We start from the raw sequence: 24998 nt of genomic DNA, 5'->3' as shown, positions 1-24998 counted from the left end.
GCAGTGTTGACAGTTTCGGGCGGCTCGTGTGGAGCGTTGATGCGTTGATACAGGAGACTGGCGGCATGCGCGTGGTGGTGGTCAACCGGGGTGAGGTGGCGGTTCGGGTTTTGCGGACCGCTCGGGAGCGTGGGTACGCGACGTTGGCGGTGTATACCGCCGAGGAACGCGACGCTCTGCATGTTCGGTTGGCGGATGACGCCGTGCAACTGCCCGGGGCAGGAGCCGCTGCCTATCTGGATGTGCGTGCCGTGGTGGCGGCGGCCCGTAAGGCAGGCCCGGCTGCCGTGGTGCATCCGGGATACGGATTCCTCAGCGAGAGTGCCGATCTCGCTTCCGCCTGCGCGGCGGCCGAGCTTGTTTTCGTGGGTCCGGCGCCGGAGGTGTTGCGGACGTTCGGTGACAAAGTGGCCGCCAGGGCCGCGGCGGAGCGGGCCGGGGTGCCGGTGCTGGCGGCGACGTCGGCGGGTGCGGGGGTCGGCGAGATGGCCGCGCTGCTCGCCGCGCATCCGACGGGGGTGATGGTGAAGGCCGCGGCGGGGGGCGGCGGGCGTGGGATGCGCGTGGTGCGGGAGTTGGCCTCGCTGGGGGAGGCGTATGAGCGGTGCCGGGCGGAGGCGTTGGCGGGTTTCGGGGACGCCGCGGTCTACGCGGAAGCCCTGGTGGCCGACGCGCGGCATATCGAGGTGCAGGTGGTGGCGGACGGCGTGCGTGCGGTTGCCCTCGGCGACCGGGATTGCAGTGTGCAGCGGCGGCATCAGAAGCTGATCGAAGTGGCTCCAGCGCCGAATCTCGCTGCGGCACTGCGGGAACGGCTGCACGGTGACGCGGTGCGCCTCGCGGAATCGGTGGCTTGTCGCGGGGTGATCACCGTCGAATTCCTCGTGCGGGGTGATGATGCGTGGTTCCTCGAGGTGAACCCGCGACTGCAAGTCGAGCACACCGTCACCGAGGAGGTGACGGGTGTGGATCTCGTGGCGATCCAGCTGGATCTGGCGCAAGGACGCACCCTCGCGGACCTCGAATTGCCCGGTGGTGCACCGCGCGGCTACGCCGTGCAGGCCCGGGTGAATGCCGAAATCGTCACCGCGGGTGGAGATGTGCTGCCGAGCACCGGCACCTTGGCACAGTTCGCCGCGCCGACCGGCGTCGGTGTGCGCGTCGACACGGCGGCCTACGCCGGTATACGGCAAGGGGCACAGTTCGATTCGCTGCTGGCCAAGGTGATCGCCCGCGGTCCGTCGTATCCGGCCGCGCTGCGCCGGTGTTCGGACGCGCTGGCCGAAACCGTGGTGGTCGGCGTCGATACGAACGCGGCACTCTTGCGCGCGGTACTCGATCAGCTGTCCGGCGGAGTTACGGTATCGACCGAGTGGTTCGAACGGAACCTGCCCGAACTCATCGCCCGGGCAAGCGATTACGCACCCGCGCCGCACGCCGCATCGACCGCCGCCGTCGAGGATGTTGTCCTGCATGACGACGAACAGACCTTGCGCTCGCCCATGGGCGGCACCGTGGTCAGCCTCGTCGAACCGGGCACCGTCGTCGCGGCCGGTGCCGAGGTCGCCGTCCTGGAAGCGATGAAGATGCAGCACGTGCTGCGCGCCGAACAATCGCTGCGCATCCGGCGGCACCTGGCGGCGCCGGGCGCGACAGTGGATCCGCATGCGCCGCTGCTGATCTGGACCGAGGCCGAGCACGACGGGACCGTCGCGGATATCGCGGCGATCGACCTCGACGCGGTCCGCCCCGATCTCGCCGAAGTCCGCGAACGCCACCGCATCGGCCTCGACGCGGGCCGCCCCGCCGCCGTCGCCAAACGGCACCGGCTCGGTAGGCGCACCGCCCGCGAGAACATCACCGACCTCGTCGACGACGGTAGCTTCGTCGAATACGGCGCACTGGCGGTCGCCGCCCAGCGACTGCGCCGCAGTCCGGAAGACCTGATCGCGAACACCCCCGCCGACGGCCTGATCGGGGGCGTCGCCACCATCAACGCGGACCGCTTCGGCGCCGACCGCACCAAGGTGGTCGTCATGTCCTACGACTACACCGTTCTGGCGGGCACCCAGGGCTACCGCGGTCACGCCAAAACCGACCGCCTGCTCGAAATGGCAGGCGCCCAACGCCTTCCGGTGGTCTTCTGGACCGAAGGCGGCGGTGGTCGCCCCGGCGACACCGACACCGGCGGCGTCTCGGGCCTGGACTTCACCACCTTCCACACCATGGGCGCGCTGTCCGGCCGAGTTCCGTTGATCGGCCTCGTGTCCGGCCGCTGCTTCGCGGGCAACGCCGCCCTGCTCGGCATGTGCGACGTCGTGATCGCCACCCCCGACGCGAACATCGGCATGGGCGGTCCAGCCATGATCGAAGGCGGCGGACTCGGCGTCTACGCCCCCGAGGACATCGGCCCGATCGAGGTGCAGCGCCGCAACGGCGTCGTGCACCTCGTCGCCGCCGACGAAGCCGACGCGGTGCGCATCGCCAAGCGCTACCTCGCCTATTTCCAAGGGCCAGTGGATGATTGGACCGCACCGGACCCGCGCCTGGCCCGCCATGTGGTCCCGGAGAACCGGCTGCACGCCTTCGACATCCGCGCCGCGATCGAAGCCGTCGCCGACGTCGATTCCGTCCTCGAACTACGCCGCGACTGGGCTGTCGGCGTCGTCACGGCGCTGATCCGCGTCGAGGGCCACCCTTATGGCCTCATCGCCAACAACTGTCACCACCTCGGCGGCGCCATCGACGCGCCCGCCGCCGACAAGCTCAGCGCTTTCCTGCGCCTGTGCGGGGCGCACGGCCTCTCGATCGTCTCCCTCTGCGACACACCGGGTTTCATGGTCGGCCCGGACGCCGAAAAAGAGGCCACCGTCACCAGATTCAGCCGCCTCTTCATCGATGCGGCCGCCATGTCCGTCCCCTGGGGCACAGTCATCCTGCGCAAGGGCTACGGCCTCGGCGCCCAAGCCATGGCCGCGGGCTCCTTTCTCGCGCCCCGCTTCGTTATCGCCTGGCCCACCGGCGAAATCGGCGGAATGGGCCTGGAAGGCGCTGTGCGCCTTGGCTTCGCGAAGGAACTCGCCGCCATCGAAGACCCAACCAAACGCCAGGAAGCCTTCGACAACCTCGTCGGCATCGCCTACGCCAGCGGCAAAGCCCTGACCGCCGCCACTCTCCTGGAACTGGACGACGTCATCGACCCCGCCGACACCCGCCGCTGGATCCGCACCCTGCGCTGAGCCGCCGCGCACGCCTCGCCGACGCCGCGCACGTTCTGTCGCCGCGCGCAAGCCGTTGTGCGCGAGACAATTCCGTGCGCGGAGTGCGATGGTTGTGCGCGGCAATGTTATCCGAGCGCGGTCTCCAGGGCGTCGACGAGGTTGCGGGCGCGTAGGTCTACGGCGCCTTCGATGATGTAGTTCGTGACGTAGGCGAAGGCGATGCCTCGGCCCGGATCGGCGTAACCCAGTGATCCGCCGCGTCCAGGGTGGCCGAACGAATTCGGGCCGCCGAGGGTGAGATCGGCAATGGGCAGCATGAAGCCGGTGGCGTAGCGGTCCGGCAGCATGATGACTCGGTCGATGCCGCTGGTCTGCTCGCGGAGAGCGGCATCAAGGGTCGCCGGGCTGAGTAACCGGTTGCCGTCGACCTCGCCGACCAGCGACGCATACAGCCGGGCCAGCCCACGGGCGGTGCCGATGCCGTTGCTCGCGGGTATTTCCGCGGCGTGCACCGCTGGGGAGTTGAAGTCGATGTCGGGCGGGTCGGTGATCTGGAAGGCCCGGTTCGCCAGCGACTCCGGATCACGCATCGCCGCCACCATCGGCCGGAGCTGCTCGGGGATCAGCTCGTCGGGCACCGAATCCAGATCCGGCTTCGGCGCGAACACCAGCTGGCTGACCCGATCCCGTTGGGCGGCAGGCAAACCGATGAAGAAGTCGATGCCGTACGGCCCGGCGATCTCCTCGGCCAGGAACTGCCCGACGGTGCGCCCGGTGATGCGCCGGATCACCTCGCCGACCAGCCAGCCGAAGGTGCGCCCGTGGTAGCCGTGATCGGTGCCCGGCGTCCAGTTCGGCGCCTGCGCGGCAAGCGCGTCGACCATCGGCGTCCACGCCAGCGCGTCGGCCAGCGGCACCGGCTTGTCGATCGCCGCGAGCCCGGCCTGATGAGTCAGCAGCCAGCGCACCGGAATCTCGGCTTTGCCCGCCGCCGCGAACTCCGGCCAATACTGTGCGACCGGCGCATCGAGGTCGAGCAGACCGCGCTGCACCAGCAGGTGGGTCGCCGCGGCAACCACCCCTTTGGTCGCCGAGTAGACCAGCTGAAGGGTGTCGCGCTCCCACACCCGCCCGCTGTCGGGGTCGGCGAGCCCACCCCACAGATCGACCACCGGCCGCCCGTCGAGGTACACGCACACGGCCGCCCCGATATCGCCCTGGTCGTCGAAATTCGCGGCGAATGCCGCCCGGACCGCCTCGAACCCGGGCGCCACCGTTCCGTCAATACTCATGCGGCCAAGCATGTCACGCGCCGGGGAGGCCTGCCGGTGACCGGGTCGCAGGCAGCGGATCGGCCTGCTTCGAGATTCTTTCGGTTCGGATGTCCGAGAATGGTCAGCGGCTCCGACGTTCCTGACGAGCGGCGCCACCGCGGTGCCGACTACCAAGAGGAGTTGCCGTGAAATACATGATCCTGAGCTACGGCTCGCAGCAGGACTACGACGGCTTGGCAGGCAAAGACACCGGCAAGCCCGCCTGGACGGCCGCGGAGGTGGCGGCGATGGTCCAGTTCATGACCGACTTCAATGCCGGGCTCGAGGAGTCCGGCGAGCTGGTGGAGACCCGCGGGCTGGCCGACCCCGTGCACACCCGGCGGATCGGCGGCAAGGACGGCGCCTTCGTCACCGACGGACCGTACGCGGAGACCCAGGAGGTGCTCGCGGGCTACTGGATCGTCGACTGCGAAAGCTTCGACCGCGCCACCGAAATCGCGGCCCGCCTGGGCAAGTGCCCCGCGCCGGCACACATCGCCGACACGGCCTACGCGGATGTGCGGCCGATCGCCGAGGCGCCGCCCGAGTTCGGCTGACATGTCGGCTGATCAGGTGGCTGGCCTGCTGCGCCAGTCGGCGCCGCAGGTCCTCGCCGCGCTGGTGCGCCGCTACGGCCATTTCGATTCCGCCGAGGACGCGGTGCAGGAAGCGCTGCTCGCCGCGGCGACGCAATGGCCGGTGCACGGCGTTCCCGATAATCCGCGTGCCTGGCTGATCACGGTCGCGTCCCGCCGGCTGACCGATCTGCTGCGCAGCGAGCAGGCCCGCAAGCAGCGCGAGGAGACGGTGGCGCGGAGGGCGCTGCCGCAGGATTGGCTGACCCCGGCCGCCGATCGGCAGCCGACGGATTCCGACGACACCTTGATCCTGCTGTTCCTGTGCTGCCACCCGTCGCTCTCGCCACCGTCGCAGGTCGCGCTCACCTTGCGGGCGGTCGGCGGCCTGACCACCGCCGAGATCGCCCGCGCCTTCCTGGTCCCCGAGCCGACGATGACCAAGCGCATCGGCCGAGCCAAGAAGACGATCAAGGACAGCGGCGTGCCCTTCGCGCCCCCGGGCCCCGGCGACCGCGACGCGCGCCTCGCCGCGGTGCTGCGCGTGCTCTACCTGATCTTCACCGAGGGTTATGCGGCCACCGCCGGTGCGCGCCTGCATCGCGTCGAATTGTCTACCGAGGCAATCAGACTCACCCGCCTGGTGCATCGGCTGCTGCCCGACGATGCCGAGGTGGCCGGTCTGCTCGCGCTGCTTTTGCTCACCGACGCCCGCCGGGAGTCGCGCACCGGGCCCGGCGGCGAACTCGTCCCGATGCAAGAGCAGGACCGCGGCCGCTGGCACGCCGAGTTCATCGCCGAGGGCATCGCGCTGCTCACCGCGGCCCTGCCGCGCGGTGTCCCAGGGCCGTATCAACTCCAGGCCGCGATCGCCGCGCTGCACGACGAGGCGCCGAGCTACCCGGACACCGACTGGCCGCAGATCATGCTGCTCTACGAACGCCTGCTCGCCCTCGTCGACAACCCGATGATCGCGCTCAACCACGCCGTCGCGGTCGCCATGGCCCGAGGTCCGCAGGCGGGCCTGAAACTGGTCGACGGCCTCGAAGCCGACGCCCGCATCGCCGACGACCACCGCCTGCACGCCGTCCGCGCCCACCTGCTGGAGACCACCGGCGACGTCGCGGCCGCCCGCGCCGCGTATCTCCTTGCCGCACAAAAGACTATGAGCCTCCCGCAGCAGCGCTACTTGAACACCCGTGCCGCCCGCCTCGGCGATCTACCGACCTCGGGATGAACCTGTCGGTACCGACCGGAATACTCGACCGCTGTCGCACCACGAACCGTCACCAGGAGGATCCCGCATGCCCAGCGAGCTCGAAGACCTGCCCTACGCGCGCCATCTCGCGGCACTGGAGGGCGACCTCGAGCCGGAAGGCGACTACGACTGCGTGCATCTGGACGGCGGTGAGCTCGACGAGGTCGACGTGCAGAACGCCCGGTTCAGCGAGTCCGCCTTCACCTCGATGGCCTTCACCAGGGGCAGCATGCGGCACACCAGATTCGCCGACGTCTGGCTGCGCAACGTCCGCTGGATCGGCACCGAACTCGCCGACACCGGCTGGATCGACAGCGAAGTCATCGCGGGCGCCATGTCCGGCGTCGACCTGGCGGGTTCCCGCCTGCGCCGGGTGCGCTTCGAGGGATGCAAGTTCGACTCCGTCAACTTCCGCACCGCACAACTACGCGATGTCACCTTCGTCGAATGTGTCTTGCGCGACTGCGATTTCGGCGACGCCACGCTCACCGACGTGACCTTCCCCGGCTCGATCCTGGAAAACATGGTGCTGAACCGGGTCAAGCTGACCAAGGTCGACCTGCGCGGCGCCCGCGCCCTCGACATCACCGACGGCCTGGACTCGCTCCGCGGTGCGACCATCGACAGCGGCCAATTGATGGAGCTGGCACCGGCTTTCGCCCGCCACCTCGGCATCGTGGTCCGAAACTCCTGATTAAGCACCAGGTTCGACGGGAGTGCGGGTTAACCGCCTGAACCGGTGCGGGCGATCGTCGCGGCAACGCCGTCGAGCACGACCTCGAGTCCGAACTCGAAATCGTCCTGGGCGGGGTCGGGGGTCGACGGTGGTGGGGCCGATTCGAACAGGCCGGAGTCGAAGAGTGCGGCCGCGTCGGGGAAGCGTTGCGGATCGACCAGTCGGGCCATCTGCCGGGCGTAGTGGCGATTGGTCTCGGACTCGTCGAGACCGGTTGCGCGCCTGCCCTGTTCGAGTTGCTGGGCGAGCAGGTCGGCCTGGCGGACGTAGCCGCTGACGACCATCACCACGCCGACCTTCGCGCCGATATCGAGACCGGCGGGTCGCAGGGCGCGCAAGCCCGCGTCCATCCAGCCGATGGTGCCGGGCCCGCTGGGTGGGCCCGCGATCGGCAATTGGGTCAGCCAGGGGCGCTGCCGGTGCACAGACCAGAGGCTGACGGCCCACTCACGCAGTGCTGAGCGCCAATCCGCTACTGGCGCAGGAAAGGCCGGGGGCGGACCGGTGGCGGCGTCGCTCATGAGGACGAGTAACTCTTCCTTGGATCCGATGTGGCGATAGAGCGACATCGGTGTGACGCCGAGGGTTTCGGCGATCTTCGGCAAGGTGGCCCCCGGCAATCCGTCGCGATCGGCCAGTCGCACGGCGGTACGGACGACCAGTTCGACGTCGAGCCCGGCCGGGCGGCCGAGTCGCTGACCGACGGGCAGGCGCCAGAGGCGGACCAGCTCGTTCGGCGTGGTGTCGTCGACCATCGTGCGTTCGCCTCCTCAGCGCTTCTGCTCGAACGGCCGGAACATTAGCATGCGACTTATAGTATAAGAGATATACCGCTGCGCGCACCCTGACCAGTTGGTCGTTTTGCCCCACTGACCGGCCGGGCATTGATAGATTTCGCCAAGCCGTCTGGCGCGGCGAATTCGATGAGGGAATGCGAGTACATGTACGACCGGAATTTTCGCCGTAGCACTTCCAGTGTTCGCGTGCTGATCACGCTCGCCGAGGAACGCGGAATGTCCAGTGCGGACTGCCTATCCGGCACCATGTTGTCGCCGAACGATATCGAGTGCACCGCTACTCAGGAACTGCTGGCCGTGCGTAATCTGCTCGAACGATTCGGCGCCGAACCAGGTCTCGGCGCGGAAGCGGGTAGCAGCGCCGATATTCCGCTGTCCGGCCCGTGGGGGCTCGCGCTGCTCAGCAGCCGCACAATGGGCGACGCGGTCGATGTCATGGTGCGCTATCTCGATCGATTCTCGGTGTCCGGGCGACTCTTGGCCGAGGAATCCGGCGGTGTGACTCGGGTGCGGTTCGACGATGCCGAAGGCCCGCCGGACCTGCGTGTTTTTCTCGCCGAGCGAATCATCGCCGGTATCAAGACAATCGGTAGCGGGGTTTTCGAATCCGGAATTCCGGCTACCCGAGTCGAATTCCGGCACCCGGCTCCCGCGAGCACCGGCAGGTATCGCGAGATATACGGACTGGAGCCCCTTTTCGGCGCCGAGACCGACGCGGTGTCATTCGACGGTCGCGTCCTCGATCTTCCGGTGCCGGCAACCGGCGAACGGGCGCGCGGCGCCTGCGTGCAGTTCTGCCGGGACCTGCTGGACCGGCATCGCACCCGCTCCGGCGTCGCGGGCGCGGTCCGCGATCTGCTCGTCCGCACCCCCGGCACCATTCCCGATCAGATCGCGGTCGCCAACGAGTTGTTCATGAGCCCGCGCACCCTGTCGCGGCGGCTCAACGAGGAGGACACCTCCTTTCGCGGCTTGCTCGACGAGGTCAGGCAGCTGATGTCGGAGCAGCTGCTGGCCTATACCGATCTGAGCACCGAGCAGGTCGCCGCCCGCCTCGGTTACGCGGAAGCCGCGTCGTTCATTCGCGCCTTCCGGCGCTGGAAAGGGTGCCCCCCGCAGGAATTCCGGCTGCATGGCGGCCGATCGCCCGCGCCGACCAGGGCGCCGGTGCCCGCGGGCGCCCATTAGATCGTTCACACGGAGTTCCAACCGGAACCAGTCGCACCACACGGTGTGTTGGGCGCCGAAGACGGTCCAGATGCTGCAAGTATGCTGGCATGTCGATCAGCGCCCCTGTCGCGCCGAGTGTCCCGAAGACGATCCGGCAGGCCACGGTATTGGCCGTCTGCTGCACCGCCGTGGTGATGACGAATGTGGACACCACCGCGGTCAACGTCGCGCTACCGGTGATCGGCCGTGGGCTGGACGGTTCGGTGGCGGGAGCGCAGTGGGTGGTCGCCGCCTACACGTTGACCCTGGCCTGTCTGCTGACGCTGTCCGGCTCGCTGGCCGACCGGATTGGTCGCCGGACCATCTTCCAGATCGGCCTTGCCATATTCGCCGTGGGTTCGCTGGCATGTAGTCTCGCGTCCTCGGTCGGCTGGCTCATCGCGTTCCGGGTGTTGCAGGCGGTCGGCGGGTCGATGCTCACTCCGGTAGCGATGGCGATCATTTCGGCGGTATTCACCGAACCGGGGCAGCGGATCAGGGCCATCGGCATCTGGAGCGGGTCGATCGGGATCGGCATGGCGGCCGGGCCGGTGGTCGGCGGATTCCTGGTCGACGCGATCGGCTGGGAGGCGGTGTTCTGGATCAATGTACCGATCGCGGTCATCGCGCTCGCACTGACCTTCGTTGTTGTTCCGCAGTCGAAGTCGGATCGGCCGCACGCGCTCGATCCGCTGGGGCAGCTGCTGGTGATCGGCCTGCTCGGGCTGCTGGTATTCGCGATTATCGAAGGGCCGCATCGGGGTTGGCTCGCGCCGCTGACGGTCGGCTGCTTCGCCGGGTCGGCGGCCTGCCTCGGCGCGATACTGCGGTACGCGCCGCGGCACCCGCACCCGCTGATCGATCTGCGGGTGTTCCGGTCGATCCCGTTCACCGGCGCGTTCGTGATCGCGATCCTCGCGTTCGCCGCGATGGGCGGGTTCCTGTTCCTGAATACGTTCTACCTGCAGGAGATTCGGCGGGACTCGCCGCTGACGGCCGGGCTCGCGCTGGTGCCGATGGCGGTCGCCATGTTCGTGTTCGGGCCGATGTCGGGCCGGATCGTCGCGCGCCGCGGCGCCCGCACCGCGCTGAGCGTCGGTGCGGTGGTGGCCACCGCCGCGGCGGCGGTGCTGACGGCCACCTTCGACGGCAGCGGAAACCTATTGCTGCTCATCGGTTACGCGATGTTCGGTGCGGGCATCGGGCTGATCTACACGCCCATCACGGCGACGGCGGTGGCCGGACTGCCCGCCGCGCAGTCCGGGGTCGCGGCCAGCCTGGCGACCACGTCGCGCCAGATCGGCCAGTCGCTCGGCGTCGCGGTGATCGGGTCACTGATCGCCAGCCATCCCGACGCCCTGACCTCGGCCGCGGCCTTCCGGCCACCGGCCCATCTCGGCTGGCTGACCATCACCGGCCTGTGTGCCGCAGCCTTGATCGTCGCCCGAATCAGCACCGCTCCCAAGCTGGTTCGCGCCGGCATCTGAAACCGTGATTGTCCACTACCTGGGCAATCGGTCGGCACACGTAATCCTGCTCCCGTACTATCGCGATCGAATACACCGGCCGGGGAGATGTTAGGAGGACGGTGTGGGACCTCGCATCCGCAACGGGACCCTGTGGTTGCGACGCTTCGCCGGAACGACGCCGGGGGTGATCGCCGTTGTTGTCGTCGTTTCCGTCCTGCTGTGCCTGCTCGCCGGTTTCGCCTGCGCGAACCAGATGAGCGACAAGAGCGCGCGTCGTGACGTCGCGCTCGACCGGACCGAGCCGCTCGCGTTCGCCGCACAGGGGTTGTACGTGGCGCTTTCGGCCGCCGACGCCGCTGCGGCCGCCGAGTTCCTGTCCCCGGGCAACGAGGCAGCCGCACCGCGCCAGCGGTACCAGCAAGCACTGGCCGACGCCGCCGCCGCGCTCGCGGCGGCCACCGCGGGCGCGTCCGACGAGCAGACCAGGCAGATCGTGGCCCGTGTCGCCGCGGACCTGCCCGCCTATACCGGCCTGGTCGAGACGGCGCGGGCGAACAATCGGCAGGGTTTCCCGGTGGGCTCGTCCTATCTGAGTGAGGCGTCGGAGGTGATGCAGAAGTCCTTGCTGCCCAACGCCGAACGGCTCACCGCCGACCGATTCGCCGCGGTGCGCACCGACCAGCGGGCCATCGCCGCGACGCCGATCGTGAGCGTCGCGCTGGTCGTCCTGGTGCTGATCAGCTGTGCGGTGGGATCGTGGATCCTGGTGCGCCGCACCAACCGGCTGGCCAACCTCGGCATGGCGGGTGCGGCGGCCGCGGCGGTGCTCGCGCTGCTGTGGCTGGTCGTCGCGACGGGTGTGGCGGCAAACGCGCTCGACACCGGCGCGTCCGGCGCGAGTAACCGGTTCGAGTCGCTGGCGAAGGCGCGCATCGCGGCGCAGCAGGCCCGTACCCAGGAAACGCTGGAACTGATCACCCGCGGCGATATCGCGGCCGGTGAGGACATGTACAACAAGCACGCCGCCGACCTGCGCGACCGGCTCGGCACCGATTCCGTTGCCGGGCAAGAGCTCACCAAATGGTCGGCCGGGCACCAGGCACAGGTTGCGGCGTATCAGGCGGCGAACTATCCGGCGGCGGTCGCGCAGGCCATCGGCACCGAGCCAACCTCGTCGGCCACCCAGTTCGCCGCGCTGGACCGCTCGTTGAACGACAACCTGGTCCAGGCCCGCCGCGATCTCCGGGACGGTCTGCGGACGGCGGGCACGGCGTTGCTCCTCAGCCCGTCCGGCACGCTGGTCCTGCTGGTTGTCGCGGCGGCCGCCGTGGTCGCCGGGGTGTGGCCGCGGCTGAAGGAGTTCCTGTGAACACACGCCTGGTGCTTGCCGCGCTGCTGGTGACCGCGGCGGCCGCGCTGACCGGCTGCGGCTCGGGCGAGCTGCCCGCGCCGAACACCATGGCGGCGGTGAACCCGGAACCCGCGGGTGCCGGCGAGATCACCGAGCCGCCGCCGATCGAGAGTTCCTGTGACACGGAGGCAAGCCTGCGGCCCGGCCCGCTGCCGAGACCCGGTGCGATGCCGCAGGGTTCGGCGATGGCGGCGATCGTCGCCAACGGCAAGCTGAAGGTCGGCGTCGATCAGAACACCTATCTGTTCGGCTTCCGCAACCCCGGCACCGGCGAGCTCGAGGGCTTCGACATCGACATCGCGCACGAGATCGCCAACGCGCTGTTCGGCGACCCGAACAAGATCGAACTGCGCTCGGTGACCGCCGCCGAACGGCTGCCCGCGCTGCGGGACAAGAAGGTCGACATGATCGTGCGCACCTTCTCGGCGACCTGCGAACGACGCAAGGAAGTCGACTTCTCCTCCGTCTATTACGGTGCGGCACAACGCATCCTGGCGCAACGCGACTCGGGCATCAACTCCGGCGCCGACCTGACGGGTAAGCGGGTGTGCGTCGCCCGCGGCACCACGGCGTCCACGCCGCTGTTCGCGATGGCCAACCGCCCCACCGTCATCGGCGTCACCAACTGGACCGATTGCCTTGTCGCGCTGCAGCAGCGGCTGGTCGACGCGATCAGCGGCGACGCGCCGATTCTGTTCGGCCTGGTCGAGCAGGACCGCAACCTCCAGGTGGTCGGGGACCCCATCGGTGTCGGCGGTTACGCGGTCGGCCTGCCGAAGGGCAGCGACGATCTGGTGCGCTTCGTCAACGGCGTGCTCGAGCGGATGCGCTCCGACGGCACCTGGGAGCGGATCTACGCGACCCGACTGAGCGCACTCGGCCCCTCGCCGGGCCAGCCCGCGCCGCGGTATGTGGGATGAGCCAGACCATCATGGAGCCGCTCACCCTCATCGAGATCGATCGCGAAATATCCCGGCGCGCAAGCGAAGCCGATTCGATCGTGGCCACCCTGCTCGAGCTCGACCAACATCCCGGGCTCAATCTGGTACGTAGCTATCCGCCGTCCGGGGTCACCGAGGCGCGCTGGCTGCCGGTCCGGGACGCGCTCGCGCTGATGTGGGAGGACTTCGGCCGGATGCGCGCGATCCTGGATTCGGCGCGTGCGGTGCGCGGCAACCGCGCCAGGCTGGACGACGGCCAGCGCGCGCAGCTGACCGAGTTGCTGCGCGGCAGGCCCCATGAGGTCTCGCGCACGCCGATCCCGCTGGCCGAGCGTTCGCTGACCGGTCCGAGCGAATACGTGCTGTTCGTCGGGCTCGCCGATACGCTTGATCGCATGCGGGCGACCTTCCCGGTGATCGCCGAATTCCTCGACGCGGTGGACAAGGTGAACACCCGCGTGATGGCCGGCCTCGCGCCGCTACAGGACCAACTCGACAAGGCCGGGGGAGCGACCCCTGAGCTGCGCGCCATCAGCGCGGGCATCGCCGAACTGCTGCGGCGCTCGGCGACCGATCCGCTCGCGCTGACCGCCGCCGAGATCGATGCCCGCCTCGCCGAACTCAGCGGTGCGGTGCGCAGGGAGGCGGCCGTGCTCGCCGAACATGCCGCGGTCGTGGCGGATTGGCCCGCCGCGCTCGCCGGTGTGCGCGGGCGATTGGACGCACTGCGGGAAACGCGGGAGCGGGCAGCGCAGGCGCGGGTGAAAGTCGAGCGCACCATCCTGTCCGGTCCGCTGCCGATACCCGCGGACGATATCGACGAACTGCGCGCGCAACTGGACGCCGTCCCGGCCGAGCCGGGTGCGGCGGCGGTGCTCCTGGAACTCGGCCGCCGCATCGACGCGGCCACCGCCGCCGCGGCCACCGCGGAAAACCTGGCGCAGGGCCTGCTCGACCGTCGCGGTGAACTGCGCGGCAGGCTGGCCGCCTACCAGGCCAAGGCGGCGCGCCTCGGCGTCGGCGAGGACCGGGACCTGCTCGCCTCGCATCAGATCGCCACCGGGCTGCTCGCCCGCACGCCGTGTGATCTGGCGGCGGTCACCCGGGCGGTCGCCGACTATCAGCAACTCATCGCGGAGAAATCGGGGAGGCGACCGTGACGACATGCACCGAACCCGGCTGCACGGGCACCATCGAAGACGGCTACTGCGCGGTGTGCGGGACCGCGCCTGCCGAGGCGACGACCGTGCATTCGACTGCCGCCCAGGCCAAGAAGGCGGCAGCGGCGAGCACCGAGGTGACCACGGCCGAGTCCGCGCATCGGGAATGCGCCGAACCCGGTTGCGGTGGAACGGTTATCGACGGCTACTGCGAGGTGTGCGGCACCGCGCCCGCCCAGGAGACCGTCGCGACGGTGTCCGGCAGCACCCGCAGTGCCCGAAGTGGCTCGCGTTCGGTGCGCACCGGTCGATCCTCGTCCAAGTCGAGCAGGCGCGGCCGGCTCGGTGCGGGCATGGTCGAGGTGCCCCGCGTGCCGCGCATCGATCCGAGCACCGCGATCATGACCGACCCGCAGGTGCCGGAGAACAAGCGGTTCTGTGGCAAATGCGAGAAGCCGGTCGGCCGGGGCCGCGACGGAAAGCCCGGCCGCAGTGCGGGTTTCTGTGCCAACTGCGGCACTCCATTCTCTTTCGCGCCCAAGCTGGCCAAGGGCGATCTGGTCGCCGGTCAGTACGAGGTCGCCGGGTGCCTCGCGCACGGTGGGCTCGGCTGGATCTACCTGGCGATCGACCGCAATGTCAGCGACCGCTGGGTGGTGCTGAAGGGCCTGCTCAACTCGGGCGACGCCGACGCGATGCTGGCCGCGGTGGCGGAGAAGCGCTTCCTCGCCGAGGTGGAGCATCCGAGCATCGTCAAGATCCACAACTTCGTCGAGCACGCCGGGGCGGACGGGGTCGCGGTCGGCTACATCGTGATGGAGTACGTCGGCGGCACCTCGCTCAAGCAGATCCTGCGCGCCCACCGCGACGCGGGCGGCGGATTCCTGCCGCCGGCCCAGGCGATCGCCTATGTGCTGGAGATGCTGCCCGCGCTCGGCTATCTGCATTCGCTCGGCCTGGCCTACTGTGACTTCAAGCCCGACAACGTGATGCAGACCGACGAGCAGCTCAAGCTCATCGACCTGGGCGCGGTGATCGCCATGGACGACCAGGACAGTCCCATTTACGGCACCATCGGCTACCAGGCACCCGAGATCGCCGAGACCGGGCCGACCGTGACCACCGAGGTCTATACGGTCGGGCGCACGCTGGCCGTGCTGCTCATGGACGTACCGCAGCGGGGTGGCCATTTCGCCGAGCTGCCAGGGCCGGACACCGAACCGCTGCTGGTCACCTACGACTCGCTCTACCGATTCCTGCTGCGGGCCACCGACGACGACCCGGATGTGCGGTTCGCCTCGATGGAGGAGATGACCGACCAGCTCACCGGGGTGCTGCGCGAGGTGCTGTCGACCGAGGACGGCGTGCCGCGGCCGGGGATGTCGACCTACTTCGGGCCGCCCCGTGGTGTATTCGGCGTGGACGCGCCCGTGGATGCGACGAATATCGTTGCCGCCCTGCCTGTTCCGCTGGTCGATCCGACCGACAGCGCGGCCGCGTTGCTCGCCACGACGAGCGGCACCACGCCCGCGGAACTGGAGCAGGCGTTCGAGGCCGGACTGCGCTCGGTCGTCACCGGGCGCAGCGCGTCGACCGAGATTCCGTTGCGGCTCATCCGGGCCGCGCTGGAGACCGGCGATACCGCCGAGGCGGATCGGCGGCTGGCCGAGGTCGCCGCGACGCTGCCCGGCGATTGGCGACTCGCCTGGTATCGCGGCGAAAGTCGGCTGCTCGCCGGCGATTTCCCGGCGGCGGCCGCCGAATTCGACGCGGTGTATGCCGCGCTGCCTGGCGAAGGGGCGCCCAAACTCGCGCTGGCCGCCGTCGCTGAGCTGTCCGGTGCCGCGGCACCCGATTCCGAAGGCTTCCAGGCCGCAGAGGAGAAGCGCAGGGCCGCTAGCTATTACGAGACGGTGTGGCGCACCGATCGGACGTATCTCAGCGCGGTGTTCGGGCTGGCCAGGTTGCGTGCGTCCGTCGGCGATCGCGACGGCGCGGTAGCCGCACTCGATCAGGTCGACGCGGGTTCTTCGCTGTTCACCGAGGCCAGGATCGCGGCGGTCGAGACGAAACTGAACGGGCGGTCACCGGCCGAGTTCACCGAGCTGATCGTGCGCGACGCGGGCGAGCGGGTCGGCCGGTTGCGACTGGATTCCAAACGCCGTGGCGCACAGGTGCGTTTGCGAGTGCTGACCGCCGCGTTGGACTGGCTACGGGCGGGCGGAGTCGCCAGCGCACTCGATCCGCTGCTCGGCGCGAGGCTGGATCAAGACGGTGTCCGCACCGGATTGGAGCGTTGTTATCGGGACTTGGCCCGGGAAACCGACGACATGTGGGAGCGATTCGCATTGGTAGAGCAGGCGAACACCGTCCGGCCAAGGACTAGATTATGAGTACCGGGGTCGGGTTGCACTGTCCCGGTTGCGATGCGGAGGTGCACCAGCAGGATCGCTTCTGCGAGAACTGCGGCCAGGAATTGGGCGGCAAGCGAATCGCGTTGCCGAACAACGAGCCAGGGCCGCCCGGCGCCTGCGACGGGTGCGGTGGGCTGCGGTACGACGGCGATGGTTACTGCGTCGGGTGCGGGCAGTTGCGCGGGGCACCTGACCGATTCGCCGCCGACCTCGGCGCCGTCGCGGTGGCCACCGATCGCGGAATCTCGCACGCGCGCAACGAGGATGCCGTCGCCGCGGCGGTACTGGACGGTCTGGGCGGCGCGACGGTGATCGTGGTCGCCGACGGGGTGTCCTCCTCGGAAGATCCGCAGGTGGCCTCGGGGACGGCGGCCAGGACGGGTGTCGATGCCTGCCGCACGGCGCTGCTCGACGGACTGCCCGCGGCCGAAGCCGCGATGGCGGGCCTCGCGGCGGCGGCACAGGCGGTCCGCGATATCGCGGTGGCCGACGGTCACGCGCCGTCGTGCACCTACGTGTCGGCCGTGGTGCGCACCGACGCCGACGGCACCGAGATCACCATCGCGAATGTCGGCGACAGCAGGGCGTATTGGCTGCACGCCGACGCACCCGACGACCCGGGCAACCCGCCGTCGCAGCGGCTCACCTCGGACGACTCCTGGGCGCAGGCCCTGGTCGACGCGGGCGCGATGGACGAGCAGGCCGCGATGAACGACCCGAGGGCGCACACCCTGATCCGCTGGCTCGGCGCGGACGGACCGGCAAAACCGTGGTCGGACAGCTGCATTCGGACGCTGCGCACCACCGGGCCCGGCGTGCTGCTGCTGTGCAGCGACGGTCTCTGGAACTACCTGTCCGACGCGACCGCGCTCGCCGAGGTGGCCACCGCGACCGCCCCCGCCGTCGCCGCGCGCGAACTCGTCGAGTTCGCGCTGCGTTGCGGCGGCAGCGACAACATCACCGTCGCGATCGTTCCCGTTCCACAGCCAGGAGAAGTGCAGTGAGTTCCGTTGCAGGCAATGGCATTTCGGTAGCCATCGATCAGAACGAGTATCTGGCCGACGGCGTCGGCACGGTGGACGCGGTGGTCACCGTCGAGACCGCCGCCGATCTGGTGGTGGCGACCGCGCCGCAGGAGCGGCTGGAAATCCTCATCCTGGACTGCTCCGGATCGATGGCCACCGGCCGCAAGTTCCCCGGTGCGCGCCAGGCCGCGCTGGCCGCGCTCGATGTCATGGCCGACGGCACGAAATTCGCGATCATCGAGGGAACGGCGATGGCGCGGTTGGCTTTTCCGTCGAACGTGCCGTCCATGGTGGTGAATCGGGAATCCCGCGCGGCCGCGCGGCGCGCACTCGACAAGCTGACGCCCGGCGGCGGTACCGCGATGGGCACCTGGCTCGGCCTGACCAGGCAGCTGGCCAAGAAGCATCCCGGCGCCATGGTGCACGCCATCCTGCTCACCGACGGCAAGAACGAGCACGAGGAGCCCGCCGCGCTCGCCGCGGAGATCAAACAGTCCGAGGGCGTGTTCACCTGTGACTGTCGCGGCGTCGGAACCGATTGGCGGGTCGACGAATTGCGCACCATCGCCTCGGCGCTGCACGGCACCGTCGACATCGTCGCCGACCCGGCCAAGCTGGCCGACGACTTCGCCACGATGATCCGGGGCTCGATGGCGAAGGCGATTCCGGAACTGACGCTGCGGATCTGGACCCCGGCGGGTGCCAAGGTGCGGTTCGTCAAACAGGTCGCCCCGGCCATCGAGGATCTCACCGGGCGGCGGGTGGAGTCCGCGGCGCAGGTCGGGGAGTACCCGCTCGGCGCGTGGGGTGCGGAGGACCGCGACTATCACGTGCAGGTCGAGGTGGAACCCGCCGCGCCAGGTCGGGAGAAGCTGGCCGCGCGGGTGAGCGTGGTGAGTGGCGACGAGGTGCTCGGGCAGGGTCTGGTGAAGGCGGTGTGGACCACCGATACCGAGCTGTCGACCCGAATCAGCAGGCGGGTGGCGCATTACACCGGTCAGGCGGAATTGGCGCAGGTGGTGCAGGAGGGCCTGGCAGCGCGCAAGAGCGGCGATACCGACACCGCGACGGCCAAACTGCGGCGCGCGGTCGAGCTCGCGGCGGAGTCGGGGAACGAGAGCACGGCGAAGCTGCTGCGCGGTGTGGTCGAGGTCGACGAGCGCAACGGGACGGTGCGATTGCGGGCCAGCGTCGCGGCCGCCGACGAGATGGCCTTGGACGCTCGCTCGACCAAGACCGCCAGGGTCCGGAAGGAGGGATAGTGGGCATTACCTGTCCCGAGGGGCATCAGTCGAGCGCGACCGACTACTGCGACGTGTGCGGAGCGCCGATCGGAACGGCGCAGGCGACGGTTGCCGCGGCACCGGTCGCGCTGTGCCCGTCCTGCGGTGCACCGAGCAGCGGGCGCTTTTGTGAAGTGTGCGGGCATGATTCGGCGTTGCCGACGCCGGTCGTCCGGCCCGATCTGCTGATCGCGGAGGCCTCGAGCGCGGTGTCCGCCCCCTCGGCCGCCTGGGTGGCTACCATCACCGCGGATCGTGCGTTCTACGATCGGGTGATCGCCCGCAAGGGCCCCGATGCCGACCAGGTCGGTTTTCCCGCATTCTATCCGGAACGTCGAATCATCTTGCGTGGCAACGACATCCTGATCGGTAAGCGCAGCGTCTCGCAGGGATTGACGCCCGATATCGATCTCGGCATCGCGCCCGCCGACGTGGGTGTGTCCCGGGCGCACGCGATGATCCACCTCGACGGCGCGGAGTTGACCGTCACCGATCTCGGCTCGACGAACGGCACCAGCGTCAACGGCAGTGACGAGCTCATCCCCGCGAAGGTGCCGGTTCCGTTGCGCAGCGGCGATCGGATCCATCTCGGTGGCTGGACAACCATCGTGTTCGCCCTCGATCCGGCCGAGAGTGAACCCGCTTGAGCGCCAGCCCTTTTGCGTCTGGGACAGCATCGGGCGTTTTGTAGACAACAATGTTCATTTGCGCCTATCGTCGTGAGTCATGACCACGTTCGGCGGCAAGAGCTGCTTGATCACCGGTGCGGCCGGCGGTCTCGGCCGCAGTACCGCCCTCGCCGTCGCGGCCAAGGGCGCCTCGCTGATCCTGACCGATATCGATGCGCAGGGTCTGCAGCAGACCGCGACGCTGGCGCGAGCGGCGGGCGCGAATGTGCACCTCGCGGCGACCGCGGATGTCAGCGACCATGATCAGGTGGTCGCGTTGGCGGCCAGGGCGCACGACGAGGTGGACAGCGTCGACATCATCATGAACGTGGCCGGAATCGCGACCTGGGGCACCGTCGACCGGCTGACCCACACGCAGTGGCGGCGCACCATCGACGTCGATCTGATGGGCCCGATCCATGTCATCGAGGAATTCCTGCCGCCGATGATCGCGGCGGGCCGCGGTGGGCACCTGGTGAACGTGTCCTCCGCCGCCGGACTGTTCGGGCTGCCGTGGCACGCGCCCTACAGCGCGGGCAAATTCGGCCTGCGCGGGGTGTCGGAGGTGCTGCGGTTCGATCTGCGCAGGCACCGGATCGGGGTCAGCCTCGTGTGTCCCGGCGCGATGGCGACGCCGATGGTCGACCGGGTCGACATCGCGGGCATCGATCGCAACGCCGACGTCGTGCAGCGCGCGCTGGCACTGTTCCTGAAGGGCGCGGTGACGCCGGAGGCCGCGGCGCGCTCGATCGTGCGTGGGGTCGAGCGCGATACCTATCTGGTCTACACCTCCAACGACATTCGCATCGGGCACTGGGCGCAACGGTATTTCCCGCCGTCCTACCACCTCGCCATGCGCGGCCTGAACTGGGCGATGAGCCGCTATATCGATCAACCGGCCACGACGACCACCGTGCGCTGACGCCGAGAGGACCCCACCATGGCCCAGCCGCTGACCACCACCGCGGCGACGGTGTCGCCGCATCATCGATTCGATATCGGGCCGGTCCGGTACCCGAAGTTGTTCGGCGCCACCACCGTTCCCATCGCGATGTCCGATGGCGCGATCCTGACCGCCGACATCCTGCGCCCCGGGGACGGAGCCGGGCCCGCCCGCGAACCGTTGCCCGCGATCATCAATTTCACCCCGTACAACAAGATGTTCAGCCGTCAGGGCATGCGCTGGCACCACACGTTGCGCGGGCTGGCCGCGCGGGTCGGCTCCTCGGATCGGCGACGGTTCACCGCGCGCGACGTGCTGCACACGCCCGCGGGCGGGATCCTGGAACCGTTCGTGATCAACCGCACCGCGGTGCGCCGCGGCTACGTCGGGCTGATGATCGACGTGCGCGGCACCGGAACCGCCACCGGGAGTTGGGATTTCTTCCAGTCGCGCGAGCAGCAGGACTATCTGGAGGCGATCGCGTGGGTGCGCGAACAGCCTTGGTGCAACGGCGATTTCGCGGTGACCGGGGTGTCCTACGGGGCGATCTCCGCGCTGATCACCGCCGGCCTGCGGCCGGCGGGCTTGCGCGCCGTGTTCGCCATCGAGGCGGGCGAGGACCCGATGCGCGAACTCGGCCTGACCGGCGGGGTGCCGACGCCGGGGATGCTGCTGTGGATCCTGGCCGTCACCGGCTCCAAATGGTTACCGTCGGTGCCCGGTCTGCTGCGCGCCGGGATCACCAGGCAGTTCCTGCGCGATCGGATCGCCGACCCGGCGGGCTGGGTGCGGCACGCGATCGAGATCGGGCTCACCGAGAACCATCCCGACAGCTTCCTCAACCCGATGTGGGCGAGCAAGCTGGCGCGCTTCGAGGACATCACCGCGCCGACCTGGATTCACGGCGGGTGGCACGATGTCTACAACCGCTCCAACTTCCGGATGTTCGATCGAATCCCGTTGTCCGGCGGCGCGAAACAGGTGCTGGTCGATGATTCCTACCACCTCACCGTCGGGTCGGGTCTCGGCGCTCCGGACAGCCCGCAGGCGATCGACGAGCTGCAATGCGCCTGGTTCGATCGGTGGGTCAAGGACATCGACAACGGCATCGACCGCTACGGTCCGATCACCGTCCGCCGGCAAGGCGACGGACAGTGGTTGCGGCACAATGAGTTCCCGGATCCGGCGGCCACGCTGCAACGGCTCTACCTGAACTCCGAAATCACCGGTGCCGCACCGCATGCCGGGACCGACGCCGGGTTGTCAGCCGAGGCCAGCGAGATCGAGTCCCGACTACCGTTGCCCACTGGGCGAATCCGGATGGCTTCCAACAACACCGGGGTGATGAGCATGGGGGTGACCCTGCTCTTCGGTCGTCGGTTCGGTACCGATGACCGGCATGCGGAGGCCGGGGCGGTCACGTTCACCACCGAGCCCTTTGCCGAAGACATCGTGGTGTCCGGCCCGATGAACCTGCACCTGAACGTGGAAGCCGAAGGGACGGACGCGTTCTGGTCGGTGACGGTGTGCGATGTGGAGCCCGGCGGTGCCTCCGTGCCGCTCACCCGCGGTGCGTTGCTGTCCAGTCTGCGGGCGATCGATACCGCGGGTAGTGACTACGTCGACGGTGAGCTGCTGTTCCCCCTGCACACCCTCACCGCCGAATCCGTGCTCCCGGTGATCCCCGGTGAGCCGTTCGTCATCGACATCGAAATAAACCCCACCGAGGCGGTGCTGCGCGCCGGTCACCGATTGCGAGTAGCGGTGAGCCGCACCAGCTTTCCGCGTCATCTGATTCCACCGTGGAAGCAGCGCGAGATGACCGGCCAGACCATCGTCCTCGACCCCGACCAGCCGAGCTACCTCACCTTGCGGACGGGGCGTGCCGACCAGGGCTAGTCGTAGGCGTGCCTGCGACGACTCCCGCTGGATCACCTGGTCCTACCTCGACGCCGGCGGTGGAACCCTGCTCTGAGCTGTCAGTTCTTGGCGCCGAGCGACGCGTGCTCTGGCCAGCCGTACAGCCCGAAATGCTGGTTGCGCCGGAACATGTCGATGCCGGCGCGGGTGCTGAGAATCGTCTCTTCCGGGATGTCGTCGAAGGCGAACCAGCGCAGGTCCGAACAGCGGTCGGGTTCGAGGTTGCGCGGTTCGCCGGACCAGGTGTCGGTATGGAAGATGAACACGATCAGCGCCTGTCCCGGCGGCGATTGGATGTGCATCGACGCCACCATCCGCACGTCCTCGCGATCGACCCGCACCCCGATCTCTTCCTCGGCCTCGCGAATGACCGCGGTGAGCACATCCTCCCCGTCATCGAGCCTGCCGCCGGGTGCATTCCACTCCCCGTCCCCGAAACTGGTGTTCCGCCGGCGCGCAAGCAACACACGTTCGCCCCGGCTCATCAACAGCTGCACACCGACCACACTGCGGAACGTCAACTGGTCTCCTGATCAGATTCGGGCAAACGGCCGCCGCGCAAGGCCAGGACCGCGATATCGGCTCGATCGTAGCCACCAAAGACCGGTACGTCGTCCCGGCCGTCGGGGGATTTTCACGCCAATCGGATGTTGTGGACACATCGGACGCGGGCGCACGATTAACGCAACGCTCTCCTTCGCGCCGCAACGATGCCCCCGATGACCGGACCGAGCACGACCACCGAACGGAGCAAGGCATGCAGGAATTCCTCGTCGAAATCGCCACCACCATCCCCGACGACGCCGACCCGGCCGACGTCGACGCCCGCCGCGCCGCCGAAGCGGTCCGAGCCAAAGAGCTAGCCGCCACCGGCAACCTGGGCCGCCTCTGGCGTCCCGTAGGCGAACTCCGCAGCATCGGCCTCTGGCGCGCCACCGACGAAGCCGACCTCCGCACCAACATCCTCGACTCCCTCCCCCTACGAGCCTGGATGACCTTCACCATCACCCCCCTGCAACCCCACCCCAACGACCCGGGCCGCTAACCGATCCCACAGACCCCCCACGCCTTCCGCCAGGCCCCTGCGGAAGGTGTGCAGACTCTGTGACTCCGTCCGTATGCCAGTCGTGATGGGCGTTTTGCTGCACGCATACTGGAACGTGTTCTAGTTTGGAGATCGCGGATTATCACTGTGGATGGGGTACATCATGGGACACGTTTTGGATCGGGTCGAGCAGCATGCGGAGGAGATCCGGGCGGCTGGTGCTGAGGGGGACAAGCTGATGCGGTTGGCGGAGGGGACGGCGGATCGGCTGCGGGCCAGCGGAGCGATCCGGATGTTGCAGCCGAAGCAGTATGGGGGGCTCGAGGTGCATCCGCGGGAGTTCGCGGAGACCACGATGGCGATCGGGGCGATGGACGGTGCCGCCGGGTGGGTTACCGGGATCGTTGGCGTGCATCCGTGGGAGCTGGCGTTTTTCGACACCAAGGCGCAGGACGAGGTGTGGGGGCGGGATCCGGATACGTGGATGGCGTCGCCGTACGCGCCGATGGGGGTCGCGCGGCCGGTGGACGGCGGGTATCTGCTCAGTGGGCGCTGGTCGTTCTCGTCCGGCACGGATCATTGCCAGTGGGTGATGATCGGCGCGGCCGTCGGCGACGAGCGGGGGAAGCGGTTGATGCCACCGCAGACGATGCATGTGTTGGTGCCGCGCAGCGACTATGAGATCGATCAGGAAAGCTGGGACGTCGTCGGGCTGCGCGGCACCGGGAGCAAGGATCTGATCGTCAAGGACGCGTTCGTTCCGGCGTACCGCACCATCGACGCCGCGAAGGTGTTCGACGGCACCGCGCCGAAGGACGCGGGGCGCACCGAGACGCTCTACAACTTCCCGTTCTCGTGCATCTTCCCGCTCGGCATCACCTCGTCGCTGATCGGAATTGCCGAGGGCGCGTTGGCATGTCACATCGCCGCGCAAAAATCGCGAGTGGCGATCACCGGCGTCGCGATCAAAGAAGATCCGTACGTGCTGTACGCGATCGGTGACGCTGCCGCCGAGATCGCGGCGTCGCGGGCCGCGATCCTCGAAACGGTGGACCGGTTCTGGGACATGGTCGAGCGAGGACACGACGTCACCTTCGAAATGCGCGCGATCGGTCGCCGCACCCAAACCGCCGCCGCATGGCGGGTAGTCCGCGCCGTCGACGAAATCTTCGCCCGCTCGGGCGGCGGCGCGCTGCAAATGAAGACGCCGCTGCAACGGTTCTGGCGCGACGCACACGCGGGACTGTCCCACGCCATCCACGTCCCGGGCTCGATCTTCCATTCCTCGGCACTGACCCAACTCGGCGGTGAGCCACAGGGAATCCACCGCTCGATGATCTGATCGATCGCACGGCACGCGCTCACCCGGACCTAGACTTCCGACATGGCAGACACCTCTGGCCCATCCATGACAGAAGCAGAGATTCGCCAGTTCTTCGTTCTGCTGCAACGATATTGCGACACCGAACTCGACCAGTTCGAGCACCTGATCATCCCCACTCCATGGGGTGATGTATACCTCGATCTGACTCGCAGATGCCCACCCGACGATTTACTGCAGGTGTACAACCGGCTGCCCGAAGCAGGCCCGTAACACTCCGATTGAACTC

21 protein-coding genes are annotated in these 24998 nt (G+C 68.7%); 18 read left to right on the top strand and 3 right to left on the bottom strand.

The window, feature by feature from the left end:
• Positions 1–65 precede the first annotated feature (65 nt).
• Complete coding sequence (locus tag ACIA8C_RS13835; RefSeq protein WP_397134388.1) at positions 66–3239, top strand: carboxyl transferase domain-containing protein; 3174 nt, start codon at positions 66–68, stop codon at positions 3237–3239.
• 107 nt (positions 3240–3346) lie between these two features.
• Here ACIA8C_RS13835 and ACIA8C_RS13830 read toward each other — a convergent pair whose 3' ends face one another.
• Positions 3347–4513 (bottom strand): serine hydrolase domain-containing protein, encoded by a 1167-nt coding sequence (locus tag ACIA8C_RS13830; RefSeq protein WP_397134386.1) that lies wholly within the window; start codon positions 4511–4513, stop codon positions 3347–3349.
• Positions 4514–4689: 176 nt separating this feature from the next.
• On the opposite strand from ACIA8C_RS13830, the gene ACIA8C_RS13825 reads away from it, so the two are divergent.
• From ACIA8C_RS13825 to ACIA8C_RS13815, 3 genes are all read left to right on the top strand, one after another.
• Entirely contained in the window at positions 4690–5091 is a 402-nt protein-coding gene (locus ACIA8C_RS13825) for a YciI family protein (protein ID WP_397134755.1), read from the top strand.
• Position 5092: 1 nt separating this feature from the next.
• Positions 5093–6346: an RNA polymerase sigma factor gene (locus ACIA8C_RS13820; protein ID WP_397134384.1), complete on the top strand. Its 1254-nt coding sequence runs from the start codon at positions 5093–5095 to the stop codon at positions 6344–6346.
• 67 nt (positions 6347–6413) lie between these two features.
• The gene (locus tag ACIA8C_RS13815) at positions 6414–7061 is read left to right on the top strand and encodes a pentapeptide repeat-containing protein (RefSeq protein WP_397134382.1); all 648 of its coding nucleotides are present in this window, start codon (positions 6414–6416) and stop codon (positions 7059–7061) included.
• Between the two features lie 29 nt (positions 7062–7090).
• Here ACIA8C_RS13815 and ACIA8C_RS13810 read toward each other — a convergent pair whose 3' ends face one another.
• Entirely contained in the window at positions 7091–7858 is a 768-nt protein-coding gene (locus tag ACIA8C_RS13810; protein ID WP_397134380.1) for a TetR/AcrR family transcriptional regulator, read from the bottom strand.
• A gap of 228 nt (positions 7859–8086) precedes the next feature.
• Here ACIA8C_RS13810 and ACIA8C_RS13805 point away from each other — a divergent pair, with 228 nt between their 5' ends.
• From ACIA8C_RS13805 to ACIA8C_RS13755, 11 genes are all read left to right on the top strand, one after another.
• Positions 8087–9088: an AraC family transcriptional regulator gene (locus ACIA8C_RS13805; RefSeq protein ID WP_397134378.1), complete on the top strand. Its 1002-nt coding sequence runs from the start codon at positions 8087–8089 to the stop codon at positions 9086–9088.
• Positions 9089–9177: 89 nt separating this feature from the next.
• Positions 9178–10596, top strand: a complete 1419-nt coding sequence (locus ACIA8C_RS13800) for an MFS transporter (protein WP_397134376.1) — start codon at positions 9178–9180, stop codon at positions 10594–10596.
• 103 nt (positions 10597–10699) lie between these two features.
• The gene (locus ACIA8C_RS13795) at positions 10700–11947 is read left to right on the top strand and encodes a hypothetical protein (RefSeq protein WP_397134374.1); all 1248 of its coding nucleotides are present in this window, start codon (positions 10700–10702) and stop codon (positions 11945–11947) included.
• On the top strand, positions 11944–12909 hold the full coding sequence (locus ACIA8C_RS13790) for a glutamate ABC transporter substrate-binding protein (RefSeq protein WP_397134372.1): 966 nt from the start codon (positions 11944–11946) through the stop codon (positions 12907–12909). Before ACIA8C_RS13795 ends, ACIA8C_RS13790 begins: the two co-directional genes overlap by 4 nt.
• Positions 12906–14090 carry a hypothetical protein gene (locus ACIA8C_RS13785; protein ID WP_397134370.1) on the top strand — a complete coding sequence of 395 codons (1185 nt, stop codon included), beginning with the start codon at positions 12906–12908 and terminating at the stop codon, positions 14088–14090. The genes ACIA8C_RS13790 and ACIA8C_RS13785 overlap by 4 nt, the downstream gene beginning before the upstream one ends.
• Positions 14087–16483 carry a tetratricopeptide repeat protein gene (locus ACIA8C_RS13780; RefSeq protein ID WP_397134368.1) on the top strand — a complete coding sequence of 799 codons (2397 nt, stop codon included), beginning with the start codon at positions 14087–14089 and terminating at the stop codon, positions 16481–16483. Before ACIA8C_RS13785 ends, ACIA8C_RS13780 begins: the two co-directional genes overlap by 4 nt.
• Positions 16480–17508 carry a protein phosphatase 2C domain-containing protein gene (locus tag ACIA8C_RS13775; protein ID WP_397134366.1) on the top strand — a complete coding sequence of 343 codons (1029 nt, stop codon included), beginning with the start codon at positions 16480–16482 and terminating at the stop codon, positions 17506–17508. The genes ACIA8C_RS13780 and ACIA8C_RS13775 overlap by 4 nt, the downstream gene beginning before the upstream one ends.
• Positions 17505–18791 carry a VWA domain-containing protein gene (locus tag ACIA8C_RS13770; RefSeq protein WP_397134364.1) on the top strand — a complete coding sequence of 429 codons (1287 nt, stop codon included), beginning with the start codon at positions 17505–17507 and terminating at the stop codon, positions 18789–18791. Before ACIA8C_RS13775 ends, ACIA8C_RS13770 begins: the two co-directional genes overlap by 4 nt.
• A complete protein-coding gene (locus tag ACIA8C_RS13765) occupies positions 18791–19459 on the top strand; it encodes an FHA domain-containing protein (protein WP_397134362.1) in 669 nt (222 codons plus the stop codon). The genes ACIA8C_RS13770 and ACIA8C_RS13765 overlap by 1 nt, the downstream gene beginning before the upstream one ends.
• A gap of 79 nt (positions 19460–19538) precedes the next feature.
• Entirely contained in the window at positions 19539–20402 is an 864-nt protein-coding gene (locus tag ACIA8C_RS13760; RefSeq protein ID WP_397134360.1) for an SDR family oxidoreductase, read from the top strand.
• A gap of 18 nt (positions 20403–20420) precedes the next feature.
• Positions 20421–22322 (top strand): CocE/NonD family hydrolase, encoded by a 1902-nt coding sequence (locus ACIA8C_RS13755; protein ID WP_397134358.1) that lies wholly within the window; start codon positions 20421–20423, stop codon positions 22320–22322.
• Positions 22323–22402: 80 nt separating this feature from the next.
• On the opposite strand, the gene ACIA8C_RS13750 is transcribed toward ACIA8C_RS13755, so the two are convergent.
• Complete coding sequence (locus ACIA8C_RS13750) at positions 22403–22864, bottom strand: NUDIX domain-containing protein (RefSeq protein WP_397134356.1); 462 nt, start codon at positions 22862–22864, stop codon at positions 22403–22405.
• Between the two features lie 236 nt (positions 22865–23100).
• Between ACIA8C_RS13750 and ACIA8C_RS13745 the strand changes: the two genes are divergently transcribed.
• The 3 genes from ACIA8C_RS13745 (at position 23101) to ACIA8C_RS13735 (ending at position 24982) form a co-directional block, all read left to right on the top strand.
• On the top strand, positions 23101–23388 hold the full coding sequence (locus ACIA8C_RS13745) for a muconolactone Delta-isomerase family protein (protein WP_397134354.1): 288 nt from the start codon (positions 23101–23103) through the stop codon (positions 23386–23388).
• A 163-nt stretch (positions 23389–23551) separates the two neighbouring features.
• Positions 23552–24730 (top strand): hydroxylase, encoded by a 1179-nt coding sequence (locus tag ACIA8C_RS13740; RefSeq protein ID WP_397134352.1) that lies wholly within the window; start codon positions 23552–23554, stop codon positions 24728–24730.
• 42 nt (positions 24731–24772) lie between these two features.
• Positions 24773–24982: a hypothetical protein gene (locus ACIA8C_RS13735; protein WP_397134350.1), complete on the top strand. Its 210-nt coding sequence runs from the start codon at positions 24773–24775 to the stop codon at positions 24980–24982.
• Positions 24983–24998: the final 16 nt, after the last annotated feature.

The organism is Nocardia sp. NPDC051321, from assembly GCF_044455225.1.
In the GTDB taxonomy this organism is placed as follows: domain Bacteria; phylum Actinomycetota; class Actinomycetes; order Mycobacteriales; family Mycobacteriaceae; genus Nocardia.
The sequence above is the reverse complement of the archived record's forward strand: the minus strand, read 5'-3'. Positions and strand labels throughout refer to the sequence as shown.

Excerpts from the sequence above, each read along its gene's own strand:
- ACIA8C_RS13835 (WP_397134388.1), top strand. The coding sequence starts at position 66 with ATGCGCGTGGTGGTGGTCAACCGGGGTGAGGTGGCGGTTCGGGTTTTG.
- ACIA8C_RS13830 (WP_397134386.1), bottom strand. The coding sequence starts at position 4,513 with ATGAGTATTGACGGAACGGTGGCGCCCGGGTTCGAGGCGGTCCGGGCG.
- ACIA8C_RS13825 (WP_397134755.1), top strand. The coding sequence starts at position 4,690 with ATGATCCTGAGCTACGGCTCGCAGCAGGACTACGACGGCTTGGCAGGC.
- ACIA8C_RS13820 (WP_397134384.1), top strand. The coding sequence starts at position 5,093 with ATGTCGGCTGATCAGGTGGCTGGCCTGCTGCGCCAGTCGGCGCCGCAG.
- ACIA8C_RS13815 (WP_397134382.1), top strand. The coding sequence starts at position 6,414 with ATGCCCAGCGAGCTCGAAGACCTGCCCTACGCGCGCCATCTCGCGGCA.
- ACIA8C_RS13810 (WP_397134380.1), bottom strand. The coding sequence starts at position 7,858 with ATGGTCGACGACACCACGCCGAACGAGCTGGTCCGCCTCTGGCGCCTG.
- ACIA8C_RS13800 (WP_397134376.1), top strand. The coding sequence starts at position 9,178 with ATGTCGATCAGCGCCCCTGTCGCGCCGAGTGTCCCGAAGACGATCCGG.
- ACIA8C_RS13785 (WP_397134370.1), top strand. The coding sequence starts at position 12,906 with ATGAGCCAGACCATCATGGAGCCGCTCACCCTCATCGAGATCGATCGC.
- ACIA8C_RS13775 (WP_397134366.1), top strand. The coding sequence starts at position 16,480 with ATGAGTACCGGGGTCGGGTTGCACTGTCCCGGTTGCGATGCGGAGGTG.
- ACIA8C_RS13760 (WP_397134360.1), top strand. The coding sequence starts at position 19,539 with ATGACCACGTTCGGCGGCAAGAGCTGCTTGATCACCGGTGCGGCCGGC.
- ACIA8C_RS13755 (WP_397134358.1), top strand. The coding sequence starts at position 20,421 with ATGGCCCAGCCGCTGACCACCACCGCGGCGACGGTGTCGCCGCATCAT.
- ACIA8C_RS13745 (WP_397134354.1), top strand. The coding sequence starts at position 23,101 with ATGCAGGAATTCCTCGTCGAAATCGCCACCACCATCCCCGACGACGCC.
- ACIA8C_RS13740 (WP_397134352.1), top strand. The coding sequence starts at position 23,552 with ATGGGACACGTTTTGGATCGGGTCGAGCAGCATGCGGAGGAGATCCGG.
- ACIA8C_RS13735 (WP_397134350.1), top strand. The coding sequence starts at position 24,773 with ATGGCAGACACCTCTGGCCCATCCATGACAGAAGCAGAGATTCGCCAG.